Below are 18,022 nucleotides of genomic sequence, written 5' to 3' on the forward strand. Positions count from 1 at the left end.
ATGATGACCTCAAATACACTTTCATTTCGCCGCGCTCTCTTTGATTTATTATCATCGATGCGTTTTGCAATTAGTTTATTAACACTACTTGCGATTGCTTCTATTATTGGTACCGTGCTCAAGCAAAATGAGCCTTATGTTAATTATCGTGTTGAGTTTGGGGATTTTTGGTTTAGCATTTTTGAACCACTTGGCTTATTCGATGTTTATCATTCGATCTGGTTTTTACTTATTTTGGCATTTTTGGTTTTTTCAACCTGTCTGTGTATTTGGCGACATTTTCCAGGTGTCATTCGTGAAATACGTAGTTACCGTGACAAAGCCAGCGCCAATTCATTGCGTTTAATGTCGCACCATCATGAAATCAATCAGCCGCTCGCGCAAGAACAAGTTTGCCAACATCTCACTGAGCATGGTTATCGCTACCGATTGCGAACCGATGGTGATGCGACCTTAATTGCCGCTAAAAAAGGCAGTTGGCAGCGGCTGGGTTATTTATTTACGCATTCGGCCATCGTGGTTATTTGTATTGGCGGTTTAATGGACGGCAATTTGCCATTAAAAGTCATGGAAATGCTGGATATTAAAACCGCTGAAACGCGCAATATACCGCAAAGTCAAATTCCAGAAATGTCTCGCCTCGCGTCAAATAATTTGTCTTTCCGTGGCAATGTGAGTTTAAGTGAGGGCAGCTCTGCCAGCGTGGTATTTCTTAATTCAGGCAATGGCTATTTTGTTCAAGAACTACCCTTTATTTTAAAACTGAATAAATTTCATATTGAGCATTATTCAACGGGTATGCCTAAATTGTTTGCCAGTGATATTGATGTGCTTGATATTAAAACGGGCAAAGTCATTCAAAGTGGCACCATTAAAGTGAACCATCCTTTAGTTGTGGATGGCGTTGCCATTTATCAAGCCAGCTTTGGCGATGGCGGCTCTGGACTTGAGTTTGTGCAATGGGACTTATTGAGCAATGCCAAATCCAAATTGGCGGCTCAATCGCAAACCGAACTTGCGCTCACTGCAGGCCAAGCCAATTACCGCCTCGAAATTGGCGATCTACGCCCTTTTAATATTGAAACCTTAGATAAAACGGCAAATGGCAACACCTCAACAGTGGCCGTCTCCGCTTTGCAAACCGCATTAGCATCGGCGCAATCGGTGCATGGCGATCGGAATGTGCGTAATTTAGGGCCAACGATTCAATTTAAAGTGCGTGATGATCGCGGGCAAGCGGTTGAATATCAGAACTATATGCAGCCATTTGTAGAAAATGACAGCAGCTATTTCATTACAGGTATGCGCCGCGAGGTCGCCTCACCGTTTGCATTCACGCGTATACCACTAGATCAAGATATGCAGCTTGATGCGTTTATGCGCTTTAGATCGACGATCTTAAATGCCAAATTACATGCTGACATTGCGAAAAGAACCGCGGCTAAAGCCTTAAAGGCCGGTGGTGTTTCTGCCGATGGCGAGGCACAGTTTGCCGAAATTACCGAGGGCGTGTTGTTTCAGTTTAGCCAAGGCGGCTTTCCTGCCATTGAACGCTTCTTAGAGAAAAAAGTGCCACAAGCTGAGCGGCAAGTCGTCGCGCAAACCTACCTTAAAGTACTGCAAAGTGCGGCAATCGATGCGATGGAATTAGCGCAAACGCAAGCTGGCCTGCCAGTGACGCCAACCGATAATGCGCAGTACCGATTTTTGATGGATAGTTTGGTGGCCACCAGCAGTTTGTTTGATTACGGCACACCGGCTGTTTTGCAGCTAACCGGCTTTAATGAAGTGAAATCGAGTGGCTTTCAGCTCACCCGCTCGCCCGGTAAAAACGTGGTTTATTTAGGCTCTTTATTATTAATCATCGGTATTTTCTGCATGTTTTATATTCGAGAAAATCGTTTATGGATCAGAATTAGCCCTCATGCCACGTTGATGGCGATGAGTAGCAATCGCAAAACTGACGACTTAGATCGTGAGTTTGCCGCTCATATCGAGCACCTTGCACCAAACCAGCAACAAGCCCCACTTTGAGAGCCTTTGTATGAATTCGCTAAGTTTGAAAAATCGACGTTTTAATACTGCTGATGTGCTGTTTACGCTGTTTATCGTGGTAATCGCCTTGGTCTCGTGGCAGAAATACCACAGTTTTCTTGATTATTATGAACAAGGTATTTTGATTGGGGCTGTGGCGGGGCTGTGTTGGTTTGGCTGGTTTTGGCCGGCGATGCGGGTGTTCTTTCCCGTTTGCGGCATCATTGCGCTCGGTGCCATTGAACTCTATGCCGGCGACTTAAGCCGTGGGCAAACCGAGTTTTGGCTGAAGTATCTACTTTCAAGTCAATCGGCTGTGATGTGGATGTGCGTGCTGTTTTTCCTGGCCACCATCCTGTACTGGCTTGGTTTATTGCGCCAATCGGCCACCGCACTGAGTATTGCTTCGGGCTTAACATGGGCTGCAGCAGGCGCAGCGATGATTTCCAAGCTGGTTCGCTGGTACGAAAGCTATTTAATCGGTGCCGATGTCGGGCATATTCCGGTCTCCAATTTATATGAAGTTTTCATTCTATTTTGCTTGATGACCGCTTTGATGTATCTATATTACGAAGCGCAATTTGCGGCCAAAACCATGGGGGCTTTTGTGCTCTTGGTGATTTCGGCGGCAGTTGGTTTTATTATTTGGTACTCATTAGATCGTCAAGCGCATGAAATTCAACCGCTGATTCCTGCGCTGCAATCGTGGTGGATGAAAATCCACGTCCCGGCCAACTTTATCGGTTATGGCAGTTTTGCGATTGCCTCAATGCTCGGAATCGCACAACTACTCTCTGCTCGCGGCATTCTCACTACAAAACTACCCAGTTACGACACCTTGGGCGAGGTGATGTATAAAGCGATCGCCGTAGGTTTTTTGTTTTTTACCATCGCCACCGTACTCGGTGCAATGTGGGCCGCTGATGCTTGGGGTGGCTATTGGAGTTGGGACCCTAAGGAAACTTGGGCGCTGATCGTTTGGCTCAATTATGCCGCTTGGTTACACGTTCGATTAATCAAAGGCTGGCGGGGTGATATTTTGGCGTGGTGGGCGGTTATTGGACTGTTTGTTACCACGTTTGCCTTTATCGGCGTCAATATGTTTTTATCCGGGCTGCACTCTTACGGCGGGCTCTAAATAACGACAGATAAAAAGCCGCTCATCTTATGAGCGGCTTTTTTTATTGCACTGCAACCATGACAAGGTCTTGAATGAAGAAACATTCTGCGAGGTCATCATGGAAAGTACTTTTTATGAAAAAACAGCAGTCGGCATTAGCGAAATCAGCACACGTAGTCAGCAGCTTAATTTTAAAGAACGACAACTGCTGATCTTGATCGATGGCAAAATCAGTGTTGCGGCGCTCACTCAACTGATGCCGCTGGCTGATCTACTCCTGAGGCTAGAAAAACTACAAATGGCGGGCATGATTACATGCTCAGTGGCCAAACAAGGCAAAAAGACCGCATTCACCGAGAAATCTTTAGATCCATAGCAAAACCACATGACAAGCAAAGGCTTCAGCTCAAAAAGGTTGTCACTTTACAACACTTATTGCCCCCGTATTTCATTTGATTATCGATCAATACCCGCTTCAATCGAGCCGCAATCTCAGTTCAAAATGAGCCCTAAAGCATTAAAATCTAAGCCATTTATGCCATCAAGAATCAATATTCAGCCAATAATCCCCACCCTAAGAATGGTCCATCGCAGTATATATTTTCAATCATGCAAGGCGTATCCCCGATACTATTAGGTTCTAATTATATGTAAGCTGACGAAAAGGCATACAGAGGTAGTAATGAATCACAATTCTATTTTCAGCAAAACCGACGCAGGCTTAAACGAAGTCAAAACCCGCAGCCCAGGCTTTCCGATTCGATTGCGACAACTGTTAATCATGATCGACGGCCAGAAACGCGTTGAGGAGCTGCTCGCATTACAGCCCGATCGCAATGAACTGCAAAAACAATTACAGCAATTGATGGATTTACATCTCATTCTTGAGCACGCTGGTTACGCAAGCCATACGCCGTCAGCGCCTATAGCGCCATCACCCGCCACACAATCCATTGCTAACGCAACACCAGCGAGCCGAACACTACCTAGCGCCAGTGCCAGACTCAAAATTCGTCGCATCATCCATATGACTGACCAAGCGTACTTATCCAATAAGCTCGAATTTATGCTGAGCGATGTATTTGACGCGCTAAGCAGCTATGAAGAGCTACAATTTTGCATTGAGCGCTGGCAAAAAGCCTTAAAAGAAGCCGGCCACAGCGATATGGCCGATGCTTATCTGTATCAAGTTAAAGCGGCGATGGCGAGCTAATGAGTGTTGCCAGCAAAGCTTGCTGCAATGGTTGCCAATCGGGCGCTTGATCGCTTTGCACAATCACCTCAAAACGACTATCACGCCGATAAGCCGCAGGGGCGGCGCTGGTCATGCTATCCACCCAATCCAGGCGATACCAATCACGCTCGGTATGAAAAATACCTTTGGCACGCGTTAGCCCCTGCAAATTTAAATCACTATTTTGCGGCAATGCCGTCAATAAATCAGCGACCTTACTACTACTAAAAACCACTTCCGGCGGGAAAATCCAACCACAACTGTGCGAGCCGAGGCTCGATTGCATTTTACAAATGGGCCAGCTCGTCACTTCAGCCTCAATATCAGCCGATTTGCTGACGACTGAGGAATGGGTTTGCTGACTCGAAGTGTAGCGCCCCACTTGGGCATGCGCGCCCGAATGCGGCACCGGCCAACGCTCAGGGTGTAACTCTAAATCGAGTAAGCCAAGATCAAACTGCCCCTTAATCGCCCGCGTAATGGCCAACTTAGGCGGAAAAAAAGCCGCAGCCATCGCTTCAGCGCGCACAATTTGCGCTTCATCGGCCACATCACACTTATTAATCACCAAGACATCGGCCAATTGCAATTGATCGCGCCAAGTTTCGTGCGAGTAATAACGCGAATCTTCCAACTGCCGAGGATCGAGCAAGCACACCACCGCACGCACTTCAAAAGCACTAGCAAGCATTGGGTCACGTAGCAAATCAATAATACCCGCCGGGTGTCCCAAGCCAGAAGGCTCAATCAATAAGCGATCTGGACGTATACCCCTTGCCAACTTCCCCAGAGTCACCCGCAGCATCGGGCTAGTGGTGCAGCAAATACAACCGCCGGGCACTTCGGCCACTTGCAAGCCATCGCCAGCGCTCGACAACGTCGCACCATCAATGCCCACCTCACCAAATTCATTGACGACAATCGCCCAATATTCATCGGCCGGCTTTTGTGCCAACAAATTCATCAATGCCGTGGTTTTACCAACCCCTAAAAAACCAGTAATTAAATTAACGGGGATCACGCTTGCGGTCATACAAATCATCCATGGGTATATAACTAAGAGGCTTTATCTACAAAGCTTAAAACCAAATACCTAGTCTTTTTTCGGTTCAGGTTTATGTTCGCGCTTTTTTGCATCATCCGTGTGCAAGATGCTCATTGCAGCACCGGTTTCACCGATCACGATCTTTGGCATCACCAGCAAAGATTTATTAATGGCATCATCAATCAAGTCTTGCTCTTCACGTCGTGGTGGCTTAAGCACAAAATTAGCCACTTCATTTTTATTACCCGGGTGACCGATTCCTAGGCGCAAACGCCAAAAATCAGCAGTCGACAGATGAGACTGAATGTCTTTTAAACCATTATGTCCGCCATTACCCCCGCCTTTTTTCAGCTTCACTAAGCCCGGCGCAATATCGAGTTCATCATGGACGACTAGAATTTCATCGGGCATGATTTTATAAAACTGCGCCAATGCCACCACAGCCAAACCACTGCGATTCATAAAAGTTTGCGGCTGCAATAACCAAACATCGTGGTTAGCAATTTTAACTTTGCCGCACAAGCCATGAAATTTACTGTCATGGCGTAAAAAAATCGGTCCATCACGTGCCAGAAGATCCAGCAACCAAAATCCGGCATTATGCCGCGTTGCCGCGTATTCACCACCTGGATTACCCAAACCTACGATTAACTTAATCGCCATCTTATTTTCCCCAGTCTCGAGTACACCATCACTACCAGACTCACTACATCGCACAAATCAATCTTGAGTAGACATAAAAAAACCCGCTGAATCAGCGGGTTTGATGAACTGCGAAGGTTAAATTAACCTTTAGCGCCGTTCAACATAGAAACGGCCAAGTCAGCACCGCGTAATAACGATACCAATTGAACGCCTTCTGGCAATGCGATGTCAGATAAGTGAACTGACAAGTTACCAACCGCCAATTTAGACTGGTCAACAGTAATGAATTCTGGCAGTTTCGAAGCAACGCAACGAACCATCACTTCTTTCAATACATTGCTGATTGCGCCGCCTTGCATTTTAACGCCGAGGCAAACATCGCCATCAACGAAGTGCAATGGCACACGCAATTCAACAACAGACTCAGCGCTAACGCGTTGGAAGTCGATATGTTGAACTTGTTGTTTGAACGGATGGTATTGAACAGCACGAACCAAAACTTGTTCCGCAGCACCATCATCAACCGACAATTGGATCAATGCAGTGTGGAATTTTTCGTCTTGCAATGTGTAGTACATGCTGTTGTGATCCAAGTTGATCGCAACGGCTTCAGCAGAACCACCGTAAACGATACCTGGCAATTGACCGGCTTTACGCAGGCGGCGGCTCGCACCAGTGCCCTGCTTTGCGCGGCTTGTAGCTTTTAATTCAAAAGTCATTGTCATACTCCAGTACAGATAAAAACATCAGCCCCCCGCGACCAGAGAAGCTGATGATTCGAGGGAAAACCCCTCTGAATTCTTGCGGGGTTACCAAGGTAAACCCGTTTGTGCATCAATCAACGAATAAACTAGAAACCGATTCTTCGTTATTAATACGGCGCATCGTTTCAGCCAGTAAACCAGCAATCGACACCACACGAACACGGCCGCTAGCTTGGCCCAATTCGCTCACTGGAATCGTGTCAGTAACAACCACTTCATCCAGTTCAGATTGCATGATGCGATCGACTGCAGCACCAGAGAACACCGCATGCGTGGCATACGCCATGACACGATTTGCACCGAATTTCTTCAATGCTTCAGCCGCTTTACACAATGTATTGGCGGTATCGATCATGTCGTCGATAATCACGCAATCGCGGCCTTTCACATCACCGATGATGTGCATCACTTCAGCCACATTGGCTTTGGGACGACGCTTATCGATAATCGCCATATCAACACCAAGTTGTTTGGCCATTGCACGAGCGCGCAATACGCCGCCAACATCGGGCGATACAATCATCAGGTTTTCGTAATTTTTGGCGCGGATATCAGCTAGCAATACCGGAGTGGAATAAATATTATCCACCGGGATATCAAAAAAGCCTTGAATTTGGTCGGCATGGACATCGACAGTCAATACACGATCAACACCAGCGACTTGCAACATATTGGCAATCACTTTGGCCGAAATCGGTACCCGCGCAGAACGTGGACGACGATCTTGGCGGGCATAACCAAAGTACGGAATCGCTGCCGTAATCCGACCTGCTGAAGCACGTTTTAACGCATCGACCATCAGCATCATTTCCATGATGTTGTCGTTCGTCGGCACGCACGTTGATTGCAAAACAAAAACATCACGACCGCGAACGTTTTCCAGTAGCTCAACGGTGACTTCACCATCAGAAAAACGACCAACGGTGGCGCGTCCTAATGAGATGTCCAGATGATTAACTACGCGTTCAGCAAGGCGAGGGTTAGCGTTGCCGGTAAATACCATGAGGCTGTCGTAAGCCATTTCCAAATCCTGAAAAAACGAAAAGCGTGTAATTGATATAATTACACGCTTTCTTTTTATAGGTGGCAGGGGAAGAAGGATTCGAACCTTCGCATGCTGGAATCAAAATCCAGTGCCTTAACCAACTTGGCGACTCCCCTAGCGATTTTTTGCTAATGAATTACTTAGCGTACTCGTATAACGGATGACGATCTAACGTTGAAACGACCAATCCGCTGATACTTTCAAGAAGGCCGCATAATACAGCATTTGCAGCCGCTTGTGAAGGCATTTCTACAAATACACAACTACCCGATCCGGTCATTCTGGCATCACCAAACGGCTTTAATAAAGCCAGCTGCTCAGCGATTTCTGGGTATTTACGAACAGCGCACGCTTGCAAATCATTACGTGTAACTGCCTCTTCAAGGTCGCCAACTTTAATAGAGGGGCTGTTTCTTGTCAAGAGAGGGTCTTTAAAAATTTCAGGGGTAGAAACATGCACCTGAGGATGCAACAACACATAATGTCGATGTGGCGTTGCAATGGCCGTCATGATTTCGCCGATCCCTTCAACAAAAGCATTTTGCCCAAAAATAAAGAACGGCACATCTGCGCCTAAACGCAAACCGAGAGTCATTAAATCAGCGCGTGAATAATCTAATTGCCACAGCTGGTTTAAAGCCAATAAAACCGTCGCCGCATCGGAACTACCGCCGCCGACGCCGCCGCCCATCGGCAGACGCTTATCGACCCGAATATCCACCCCCCAATCCGATTCCTTCGGCTGCAATAAGCGAGCGGCACGCACCGTTAAATCTAATTCAGCAGGTACGCCAGGCAAAGGGTTATGGTGAACGATTTGTCCGTCGTGGCGTAACCGTAGCCAGATCGTATCGTGCGCATCAATCAGCTGAAATACCGACTCAAGCAAATGATAGCCATCCTGACGACGGCCAACGATATGCAAAAACAAATTTAATTTAGCTGGCGCAGGAAAAGCTGCAAAACCCTGCTCATCCACAATAGGGGTAAAACTCATGGCGCAGCATGACTCCATTCTTTAATCATCACTAAAATTCGCAAATCGTCACGCGTCAGCTCGACCCGATACGGCCAATCCCCAGCACGATAATCACTGGGGCGAACCCGCCAGCCAGACTGTTCAAAATCATCGGCACCACGGGTAAAGGGTTGTTTCGGATCAGGCAGTCCACGCAGCCACCAGCGCATTCCGGATACCGGCATCACTAAACCCGTCACTTGCGCCAAAAGCGCTTCGGGTTGGTCGGCCACATCCATCGTTGCGCCATGTTGCAGTTGTGCCGCGACAATTTCGCCTGCCCGATACTGAATGGTTAATTCCGCCAAAATATTGCCCAATGGCGACGACAATGACAACACATCTCGCTGCGGGCTCGCCACCCAATCAAACAAAGCCGTATTGGCTTGATTTTGACTGCGTATATTCACTCGACCCTGTGCCGCAAAGCCCTCGCTGGGGGGCTTTAACGGCGCTTGCACACAAGCCGACAGCAAAAACACCGCCAACAACAGGCCAGCAAGCGAACGAAAATGCACTGGCAACGCCAGCTGTTTAGCCAATGCCAGCACTTACCAGCCCATCTTCTGGCGCAGCGCGAGCAAACTCTCATCATCGGGTTCAAGCAACATGGCCGCATTGACCACCGTCATCGCCTGCTTTTTATCGCCCTTTTGCCAAAGTACTTCGGCATAATGCGCGGCGATTTCAGGGTCTGGCAATTGAGCATAAGCACGTTTTAACAATTCGGCCGCTTCGTTCAGCTTGCCTTGTTTAAAGCGCAGCCAGCCCATACTGTCGAGCACCACTGGATTGTTTGGTTCTTTATCCATGGCCTGACTCAGATAGGTATCTGCCTCTGCGTAACGATCAGTGCGGTTTGCAAGGATATACCCAAGCGCATTCAAGCCATGAATATGCCCAGGATTGAGCTGCAAGTAATAGCGCAAATCAGCTTCTGCTGCAGGAATATCCCCGACCAAATCCAGATATAAAGAACGATCATAATAAAGCTCGCCGGCAGTCGGATGGCGCTTGATCGCTGCATTCATCACCGCAACGGCTTGAGTCAGGTTTTTGCGTTCACGCCAAACTTGCGCTTCGATTTGCGCTTTATTGATTTGTTGACTGAGCGACGCGACCGGCAACGCCGCTAAGGCCGCATCGGCGGTTTTTTGCTCGCCAATTCGGGCGTATAAACGCGGCAAGCGCGCCTGTACTCGCTCAGCTTGCGCATCAGGCACTTGCAAATACCATTGAATTGCATCACGTTCACGATGTTGCTGTTCGGCAATTTGTCCCAAATAAACCGCCAATTGTGGCGCGATTTTGGAATTCAACGCCACCGCTTGCTCAAGATAACGTTGCGAACGTTCTAAATCATGCAGCTCCAGCGCGATCAAGCCAGCACCAATTAAAGCCTCAATTTGCTGCGGATCACGATTCAAAACGGCTTCATATTGCTGCTGTGCGGCAGGATAATTTTGCCCCTCGGCCATATTGCGCGCTTGCGCCAAAGTAATCGCCGTCGACATCGGATTGGCTTTGGCGGCGTCTTGTAATAATTTAGTCAGCGCCGGGTCTTTCTTACCCGAGAGCAGTTGCGCCTTATACAGTACTGCGGGCTCCCACGAAGCACGCAAACTCAGCGCCTGCTCTAGCTCGGCCAAAGCTTGTGCGTCATCCGCCGCATTGCTATACGCCACCGCACGTGCAAACCGCGCTTCGGGCATCGTCAAAAAGCCGGCGGTTAATTGATCGGTGACGGCAACGACAGCATTTCGGTCGCTGTTTTTATCCCACAATTGATGCATTTGCATAAAAAACGGTGCCATTTCTGCCGGCTTGGCATTGAGCAGCACGCGTAAATGCGGCTCAACTTGATCGACTCGTTTACTGCGAATCAATAAGCTCACCAAGATTTGTCGTGCCTGAATCGAGTTGGGCGCGCCAGCCACCCACAACAGCGCAGCCTCTTGCGCCACCACCAACTGCCCGGCGGACAAAGCCAATTGCGTTGCGCGCTGCGCGGCGCGTGGATCTTGCGTGCGCTGCGCTAAATCCAGCCAAGCTTGCGCCGCCAATGCCGAATTGCCGCGCTGGGCGGCGATATCGCCGACTAAAAAGCGCATCATTAATTCGTCGCTCAGCTCAATTTTTGGCAAAATACTCGGATCAAAGCCGTCTAGTTTTTCGACCTCGGAAGCCGACTCAGCCGCATCGGCCGTTTCTGCCGCTGGGCCACTTGCATTGGCCTCTGGACCAGAAGTTGTCAGCGCCGCGCATCCTGACAGCCCGGCAAGGAAAACCGCAATCAATGAATAAGAGCGCAAGGACATAGTCAGTTCCAAGATTTGAAAGTTTAAGACGCGATATTAGGTAAACTGGGGGCGAAAGTCCAAACTCGCAAGTACAGCATACCGCTATACCGCATAGATTCGCTTTAATCGAGCCCACACCATGCCAGAATTACCCGAAGTAGAAACCACTCGCCGTGGCATTCATGATCATTTACTCAATGCCAAAGTCAGCGAACTCATCGTGCGTAACGGCCGCTTACGCTGGCCGGTTCCGGCAGATTTAGCCAGCCTGATTGGTGGCCAGACTATTCACAGCATAGGTCGGCGCGCCAAATATTTGCTACTGGGATTTGAGCACGGCACGCTGATTATTCATTTGGGCATGTCAGGTAGCTTACGTATTCTCACCGAAGCGTATCCAGCAGAAAAACACGATCACATCGATCTGATTTTAGATAACGGCAAAAGACTAAGGTATCACGATCCACGCCGCTTTGGTTCTTGGTTGTGGTGCGATACCCCTATCGATGAGCATTCATTACTCAAATCACTCGGGCCAGAGCCGCTGTCTGATGCCTTTGATGCACTGGCTTTACAGCAAAAAATCGGCCAACGCCGCACTGCGATCAAGCAACTGATTATGGACAATCATGTCGTGGTTGGTGTCGGCAATATCTATGCCTCCGAATCGCTGTTTCGCGCCAAAATTCACCCCACTCGCCCCGGACAAAGCTTAAGCGCTGAAGAGCGATTGCGCTTAGTCGCTGCCATAAAAGAAACACTGCATGCCGCGATTGCTGCAGGCGGCAGCACTTTAAAGGATTATGTCGATAGTGAGGGCAAAAACGGCTATTTCATGCTCAATAGCTACGTTTATGGTCGAACAGGCCAACCGTGTCGAGTTTGCGGCAGTCTGATCAACACCCAGCGCCAAGGCCAGCGCGCCACGTTTTATTGCAACAACTGCCAGCTTTAATAAAATCGCTGGTAAGTCACACCCAGCAATTCTAATATTATTAAAGCGGGATCAACCCGCTGAGCACGCGTTTTCACGCAAGGGGACAGTATGAGTACCAACGATCTACAGCCTGTAGCCGCCAACGACCATTTAGTCGCTGACTTTCAAGCCTATAGTGCTTGGCGTGGCCATTTAAGCCAATCGATTGCGCAATTATCGCGCTGGCTCAATGAACAAGATCTTAATGATTCGCAAACTACACTGCGGATTCAAGGGCTGCTCGACCGTTTAAAAGAAGACAAACTCAATATTGCCTTTGTTGCTGAATTCTCGCGTGGTAAATCCGAGCTCATCAACGCCATCTTTTTTGCCCACTATGGCAAGCGGATTTTGCCCTCATCAGCTGGGCGCACCACCATGTGCCCGACTGAACTGTTATTTGACGCTGGCCGCGCACCGAGCTTGCAACTGTTGCCGATCGAAACGCGCGGCAATAACGTCACCACGGTTGAATATCGTCGTTACCCCGATGAATGGCATAGCATTGCCCTCGATATTGACGACGCCGATTCGATGCAAGACGCCTTTAAAGAAATCGGCCGCACCCAGCGCGTTAGTGTTGAAACCGCCAAACGTTTTGGTCTGTACGACGAAAGCGATCCCGATCAAGTGGTGGCGCTGGACGCACATGGCGAAGTCGAAATTCCCTGCTGGCGTCATGCCATGATTAATTTCCCGCATCCCTTGCTGGAACAAGGCTTGGTGATTTTGGATACGCCCGGCTTAAACGCCATCGGTACCGAGCCCGAACTCACGCTCAACTTGCTACCGAACGCGCACGCGATTTTATTTATTTTGGCCGCCGACACCGGCGTGACCAAATCGGACATCGAAGTCTGGCGCAATCACATCGTTCGCAATCAAAGCGGCAAACGTGGGCGCTTAGTCGTGCTCAATAAAATCGACGGTCTGTGGGATGATTTACGCACCAGCGCCGAAATCGACGCCGAAATTGCCAAGCAAGTTAAAACCACCGCCGAATTATTGGCGATGCCAAGCAGCCAGATTTACCCGGTTTCGGCACAAAAAGCCTTGCTGGCCAAAGTACAAAACGACGATGCGCTACTGCAAAAATCCTGCTTAAGCGTGCTTGAACGCGCGCTATCAGACGATCTACTGCCCGGCAAGCAAGACATCGTTCGTGATGCCACCCAAACCGAAGTCGAAGACCTGGTCTCGGCCATTCGCTCTATTTTGCAAGCGCGCCAAGACGGCGTTCAAGAGCAACTCGCCGAATTAACCGGCTTACGCGGCAAAAACCAAGACGTCATTGCGCAAATGATGGTCAAAGTCAGCGAAGACAAAAAACACTTTGAACAAGGTTTAGTGCGCTTTCAAGCGCTACGCTCAGTCTTTAGCCAGCAAACCAATAAGCTGTTTTCGCTACTGGGTAAAGAAGCGCTCAAAGCCGAAATCGAACGCATCCGCGACCAAATGGACCGTAGCTTGTTCTCGTTTGGCGAAGGCGGTTTACGCTCCACAATGGATAATTTCTTTATTGACGTGAACAGCTCGATTGCTAAATCGGCCGAACAAGTCGCTGAAATCCAAGCGATGATGGCGGCGATGTACAAAAAATTTAGCGAAGAGCACGGTCTTGGCCAAGTGACACCACCGCCGTTTTCAACGCTGAAATACCACAAAGAACTCGCCCGTTTAGAAAAATCATTCCGCGAGCATTTCAATACCATTGGCAAATTACTCACCACCAGCCAAGGGCGTTTAACGCGCAAATTCTTTGAAACCGTCGCCAGCCGCGTGGTCTACGTATTTGAAGTCGCCAACCGCGACGTTGAAAACTGGCTCAAAGCGGTGATGGCGCCAATGGAAACGCAAGTGCGCGAACATCAATTGCAACTGCGTCGCCGCCTTGAAAGTATTAAACGCATTCACAACGCCACCACTACACTGGAAGATCGCATCCAAGAATTGGAAGAAATGAACCGCCAGCTCACCGAACAAATCACCGAGCTGAACGGCAAATTGCGCCAAGTCTACGGCGCACTACAAGCCGAAATGCAGGTGTTCGCCAAAGCCGCATAAGCTTTTCGCGCCCAAGCAAAACGCCGCAGCAATGCGGCGCTTTTCGATTTTCAGGTCTATTAACTTCATGAATCAACTATATCCCTGCGTTTGTATTGCCCTTCTATCCTTTCCGCTCTACGCAGCCACCATACAACTCGAAGAACCCGCTGGAAGCGTCCTGACTTGGAGCTCTGATAGCGCCAAAGTCGGTAAATTTACGCTCTACAAGCCCATTAAAGACAGTGCCAAATGCACTAGTGACAGCTCACGCAAACTACAATCTGTTGTCGGCCCCATCATCAGTTTTATGAGCGACTTTAGTTCTGATTGTGAAGGTGCAGCCCACGGCAGTGCAGCTGCGCGCTTTGAAGTCTTTGACGCCAGAACTGGCAAAGAACTCGCGATTACCTCATGGTTTAGCGAAGCCACGATTCTCGTAGCTCTTAAAGCAGATCCCATCGTAGCCAAAACCATCAAGGGAATTCAGATCAATAGTTTGTCCGATCTTGCCAAGAAAGCAGCCACCGAATGCGAATTTTCCTATTTTGACCTCGAACACAGTTATGCCTTTCATCACATCAAAGGCAATCAGGTCGCAGTCCGATTTGGGCTCTCACACGGCTGTGAAGTAATGCGCGGTAACTTTACTCAAATAGGCGTTTACCTACCCATCCCTGACTCATTACGCCCGTGGCTAGAAAAAGCAAATGCCAGCGGATTATTAATGAACAGAATGGAAATAAAAAACAAATAGGTATTAACCCACAAGCATTTTAAATAAATGTTCACAGATCAATACCTACAAAGCTAATCCACCAACGCCAACCAAATCTCAGTACGCAAATCTTTCGGGGCGGTCGTGCATGGGTCGTTCAGGTATTGCTCAATCGTCGGCACACTGGCTGCTTGCTCACCGCTTTGCGGCAACCACACGCCAAAGAGCCAGTGATACGCGCGCTCTAGCTCGCTATACGGGCCAATATGCTCGATCACCGCGTAGCGAGCGGTAGGAATCTGCGCTTGCCCAATATCGGCCGGTAAACTTGCTGTGCCTTTGATTTCAACCGCCGCATCCGAGCGCAATTGGTCTTCGGCAACGGTTTTTGGATCATCAAAATACAGACCAAACCAGCGCGCATCGGGCGCAACTTGCGCCTGCAGCACCAATTGCAACAAGCTAAACGTCTCGCCAATTTGCAAATACGCACCCCGATGGCGGCGCGTGGCTAAATGAATTGGTGCGGCCAAAGTACGAAATTCAACGGTATACATGTCCATCTCCTGATTAATTTTAAACTGGAGGTCTTGCCAGCGTTGACGACGATAAGCACCCGGCGTCACGCCATACGCAGCCGCAAACGAGCGCACAAATGCCGCACTACTTTGATACCCCGCGCGCTGGGCAATGCGTAGCAAAGGCCAATCGCTGGCCTGCGCTAAATCGCGTGATGCAAAATGCAGGCGCAAGCGCTGCTGCGTCGCCGTCACCGTTTCGCCCATCGTTTCACGGTAAATCCGGTGAAAATGAAACGGCGAAAAATGCGCCACATCCGCAATTTGCTCCAGCGAATAATTGCGCGCCGGCTCTTGCCACAACAACTGCACCACCCGCATCAACCGCCGCGAATAATCATCCCGAGTTCGGCTTTTATTCATCACACCTCCAAGCGCAAAGTCTAGGCAAAGGGCATTGATTTAGGTTGCGAAGTTTGCCAACACATGACAAATAAATATTGCGATTTATGCCCTGCATTTGCATAATTCACATCCTTACAAAAAACAGAAGAATTTTTCAATTATGTTACGCAATTTGTCATTACTGGGCTTGGTCGTTTTAATGAGTGGCTGCTCAACCTATACCGTGCAACGCTATTCAGTCAAAGCTGACAATGTGGTTGCTTACCGCGATAGCCAAAAGAAATTCAACGTTGCGCCATTTAGCGCCAAACAAGCCGCGCAAACCGAAATCATGTGCCGTGGTGTTGGCCCAATTAAAACGCCAGACAATCAAACTTTTGCTGACTATGTGAGCGGTGCAGTCAAAGACGAATTAAAACTCGCTGGCGCATATGACGCACAATCGGCCTTGGTACTTAGCGGCACACTCGATGAAGTGAAATTTGATTCAATGGCTGGCCTATGGACCTTGTCGCTCACCATGTCGTCAAGCAACGGCAACTCGGCCACCAAACAAGAACTCTATAAATACACCAGCAGTTTTTACGGCGAAACCGCCTGCAATCAAACGGCACAAGCCTTTATGCCTGCAGTGCAAAATCTGCTCGCTCAATTTGCAAACGATGCCAAGCTAAAATAGTTTTTACGGGGTATATCTATCTAGATCTCATTAATTAAGCGCTACATAGATATACCCTATTGGTTTAGTTTTTGCCGAGGCGCAAATAGCGCCAGCATGCCGGCCAAAATCGCCAAGCCGACCATCACGCCCAAAAATCGATGCACACCGTAGCGATCATTGAGCAGCGACGCCGAATCATGCACACTCACCATCAATAAACCCACGGCAAATTGCGCGCCCATATACGATGAATCGGCACTGCTATCTTGCAAGATTTTACCCAAAGCCGTTCCGACTAAAGTCAGCAGCATTAATAAGGCATAAGACGATAAATACACGCAAATAAAATTAAACCCCATCCCCAGCAAAGCCCCAGAAAAACACCCTAGCGCCCGATAAATAATTTTTTTCATTGATGCCGCTGGCAAATCAATCGACGCCGTTCGTGGCTGATTGGACACCGCCAAAATACTCACCGCCGCCTGAATAAAAATCAATTGCCCACCCAACAAAACCAATAACGGCGTTAGCGCAATGGCCCCGCCGGATAATAATGCAAACAATAAATAGTGTTGTTTATCTGAATGAAGCGGCGCTGATGTTGGGGATAAAGCTAAATGACTCGCTGGATACGTAATGGGCATTGCGCGATTTTTAATTGCAAATTGCAATACGGCAGAAACAAAAATAGTCGATAAAGACCCGACCATCACATCAGCAGCACGCATCAAGCCAATATGCAAAATATCTTGCTGTGGCTCAGCAAAGGCATAGCCGACAATTAAAGTAAATGTCAGACCAAAAAATAACACTGCATAATTATATTGATCAGAAACCACATTGGCATAATAAGCCGACGCGCTACTCACAATAAAAAAGATCAGACAAACACTGAATACATTTAATTCGCGTTGAAATAACAAGACCAAGACAACACCACACGCTCCACCCAATAAAGTACCGGCAATCCTTAATAAACCACGACTTAAAGTTTGTTTAAAAAAAGGTCGCATCACCACATAAGCGCTAAAAGCCGCCCACATTGAATATTCAAAATTAAATAAATAGGTAATATAAATCGCCAACGCCACCGAACACACCGACGCGGCCACATCCAATAATGAAATCCCATTATTTTTGATATTTTGCCAAGCCTGATTTAAATCAGAGCGTATTATTTTTAATTCATTCAAAAATGAAAACTGCATCCGCATTTCCTTAAAAACCCCAGCCCCGTAGCAACACCGCATCCATCACCCAAATCCTACAACGCATTGTAGGCCATGGCGCGCAGTGAAATAAGCTATGAAAAACCAACACAAACCACGCGGCGCAGCCGCATAAAAAAACCGCCGGAATGAATTGGGCGGTTGTTTGATACGGCATGCATGCGGCATTCATACGGCGCAATTCGCTGCGCTCATTGACGCCCTACACAAGCATTGCGACGTACGCGGTTATATCAGTGGTGTATTTGCGTCTAGCCTTTCAACAGC

17 protein-coding genes and 1 tRNA gene are annotated in these 18,022 nt (G+C 48.3%); 8 read left to right on the top strand and 10 right to left on the bottom strand.

Annotated elements, in window-relative coordinates; all coding sequences use genetic code 11:
• Positions 1–3 precede the first annotated feature (3 nt).
• The 4 genes from LG219_RS06170 (at position 4) to LG219_RS06185 (ending at position 4,367) form a co-directional block, all read left to right on the top strand.
• The gene (locus tag LG219_RS06170; protein ID WP_226763655.1) at positions 4–2,034 is read left to right on the top strand and encodes a cytochrome c biogenesis protein ResB; all 2,031 of its coding nucleotides are present in this window, start codon (positions 4–6) and stop codon (positions 2,032–2,034) included.
• Positions 2,035–2,044: 10 nt separating this feature from the next.
• Positions 2,045–3,172: a c-type cytochrome biogenesis protein CcsB gene (ccsB, locus tag LG219_RS06175; protein WP_226763656.1), complete on the top strand. Its 1,128-nt coding sequence runs from the start codon at positions 2,045–2,047 to the stop codon at positions 3,170–3,172.
• 100 nt (positions 3,173–3,272) lie between these two features.
• Positions 3,273–3,530, top strand: a complete 258-nt coding sequence (locus tag LG219_RS06180; protein ID WP_226763657.1) for a hypothetical protein — start codon at positions 3,273–3,275, stop codon at positions 3,528–3,530.
• A gap of 306 nt (positions 3,531–3,836) precedes the next feature.
• On the top strand, positions 3,837–4,367 hold the full coding sequence (locus tag LG219_RS06185; protein ID WP_226763658.1) for a hypothetical protein: 531 nt from the start codon (positions 3,837–3,839) through the stop codon (positions 4,365–4,367).
• Here LG219_RS06185 and LG219_RS06190 read toward each other — a convergent pair.
• The 8 genes from LG219_RS06190 to LG219_RS06225 form a co-directional block, all read right to left on the bottom strand.
• Positions 4,345–5,421, bottom strand: a complete 1,077-nt coding sequence (locus LG219_RS06190; protein WP_226763659.1) for a CobW family GTP-binding protein — start codon at positions 5,419–5,421, stop codon at positions 4,345–4,347. The two genes, LG219_RS06185 and LG219_RS06190, sit on opposite strands and share 23 nt — an antisense overlap.
• A 60-nt stretch (positions 5,422–5,481) precedes the next feature.
• On the bottom strand, positions 5,482–6,096 hold the full coding sequence (gene pth, locus LG219_RS06195) for an aminoacyl-tRNA hydrolase (RefSeq protein WP_226763660.1): 615 nt from the start codon (positions 6,094–6,096) through the stop codon (positions 5,482–5,484).
• 122 nt (positions 6,097–6,218) lie between these two features.
• Entirely contained in the window at positions 6,219–6,797 is a 579-nt protein-coding gene (locus LG219_RS06200) for a 50S ribosomal protein L25/general stress protein Ctc (protein ID WP_250647193.1), read from the bottom strand.
• 115 nt (positions 6,798–6,912) lie between these two features.
• A complete protein-coding gene (locus LG219_RS06205; protein ID WP_173532908.1) occupies positions 6,913–7,863 on the bottom strand; it encodes a ribose-phosphate pyrophosphokinase in 951 nt (316 codons plus the stop codon).
• A 63-nt stretch (positions 7,864–7,926) separates the two neighbouring features.
• A tRNA-Gln gene (locus tag LG219_RS06210) sits at positions 7,927–8,003 on the bottom strand.
• A gap of 20 nt (positions 8,004–8,023) precedes the next feature.
• A complete protein-coding gene (gene ispE, locus LG219_RS06215; protein WP_226763662.1) occupies positions 8,024–8,884 on the bottom strand; it encodes a 4-(cytidine 5'-diphospho)-2-C-methyl-D-erythritol kinase in 861 nt (286 codons plus the stop codon).
• Positions 8,881–9,456: a lipoprotein insertase outer membrane protein LolB gene (lolB, locus tag LG219_RS06220; RefSeq protein WP_226763663.1), complete on the bottom strand. Its 576-nt coding sequence runs from the start codon at positions 9,454–9,456 to the stop codon at positions 8,881–8,883. Before lolB ends, ispE begins: the two co-directional genes overlap by 4 nt.
• Positions 9,457–11,223, bottom strand: coding sequence for a tetratricopeptide repeat protein (locus LG219_RS06225; protein WP_226763664.1), 1,767 nt, complete (start codon positions 11,221–11,223; stop codon positions 9,457–9,459).
• Between the two features lie 121 nt (positions 11,224–11,344).
• On the opposite strand from LG219_RS06225, the gene mutM reads away from it, so the two are divergent.
• From mutM to LG219_RS06240, 3 genes are all read left to right on the top strand, one after another.
• Complete coding sequence (mutM, locus tag LG219_RS06230) at positions 11,345–12,160, top strand: bifunctional DNA-formamidopyrimidine glycosylase/DNA-(apurinic or apyrimidinic site) lyase (RefSeq protein WP_226763665.1); 816 nt, start codon at positions 11,345–11,347, stop codon at positions 12,158–12,160.
• A 342-nt stretch (positions 12,161–12,502) separates the two neighbouring features.
• Entirely contained in the window at positions 12,503–14,245 is a 1,743-nt protein-coding gene (locus LG219_RS06235) for a dynamin family protein (protein WP_373314841.1), read from the top strand.
• A gap of 67 nt (positions 14,246–14,312) precedes the next feature.
• Positions 14,313–14,981: a hypothetical protein gene (locus tag LG219_RS06240; RefSeq protein WP_226763667.1), complete on the top strand. Its 669-nt coding sequence runs from the start codon at positions 14,313–14,315 to the stop codon at positions 14,979–14,981.
• 53 nt (positions 14,982–15,034) lie between these two features.
• On the opposite strand, the gene LG219_RS06245 is transcribed toward LG219_RS06240, so the two are convergent.
• Entirely contained in the window at positions 15,035–15,883 is an 849-nt protein-coding gene (locus tag LG219_RS06245) for an AraC family transcriptional regulator (protein WP_226763668.1), read from the bottom strand.
• Positions 15,884–16,025: 142 nt separating this feature from the next.
• On the opposite strand from LG219_RS06245, the gene LG219_RS06250 reads away from it, so the two are divergent.
• Entirely contained in the window at positions 16,026–16,544 is a 519-nt protein-coding gene (locus LG219_RS06250) for a hypothetical protein (protein WP_226763669.1), read from the top strand.
• Positions 16,545–16,600: 56 nt separating this feature from the next.
• Here the strand turns inward: LG219_RS06250 and LG219_RS06255 are convergent, their stop codons facing one another.
• Positions 16,601–17,734 carry an FUSC family protein gene (locus LG219_RS06255; RefSeq protein ID WP_226763670.1) on the bottom strand — a complete coding sequence of 378 codons (1,134 nt, stop codon included), beginning with the start codon at positions 17,732–17,734 and terminating at the stop codon, positions 16,601–16,603.
• Between the last annotated feature and the right edge of the window lie 288 nt (positions 17,735–18,022).

Source organism: Deefgea salmonis, from assembly GCF_020531905.1.
Lineage (GTDB): Bacteria > Pseudomonadota > Gammaproteobacteria > Burkholderiales > Chitinibacteraceae > Deefgea > Deefgea salmonis.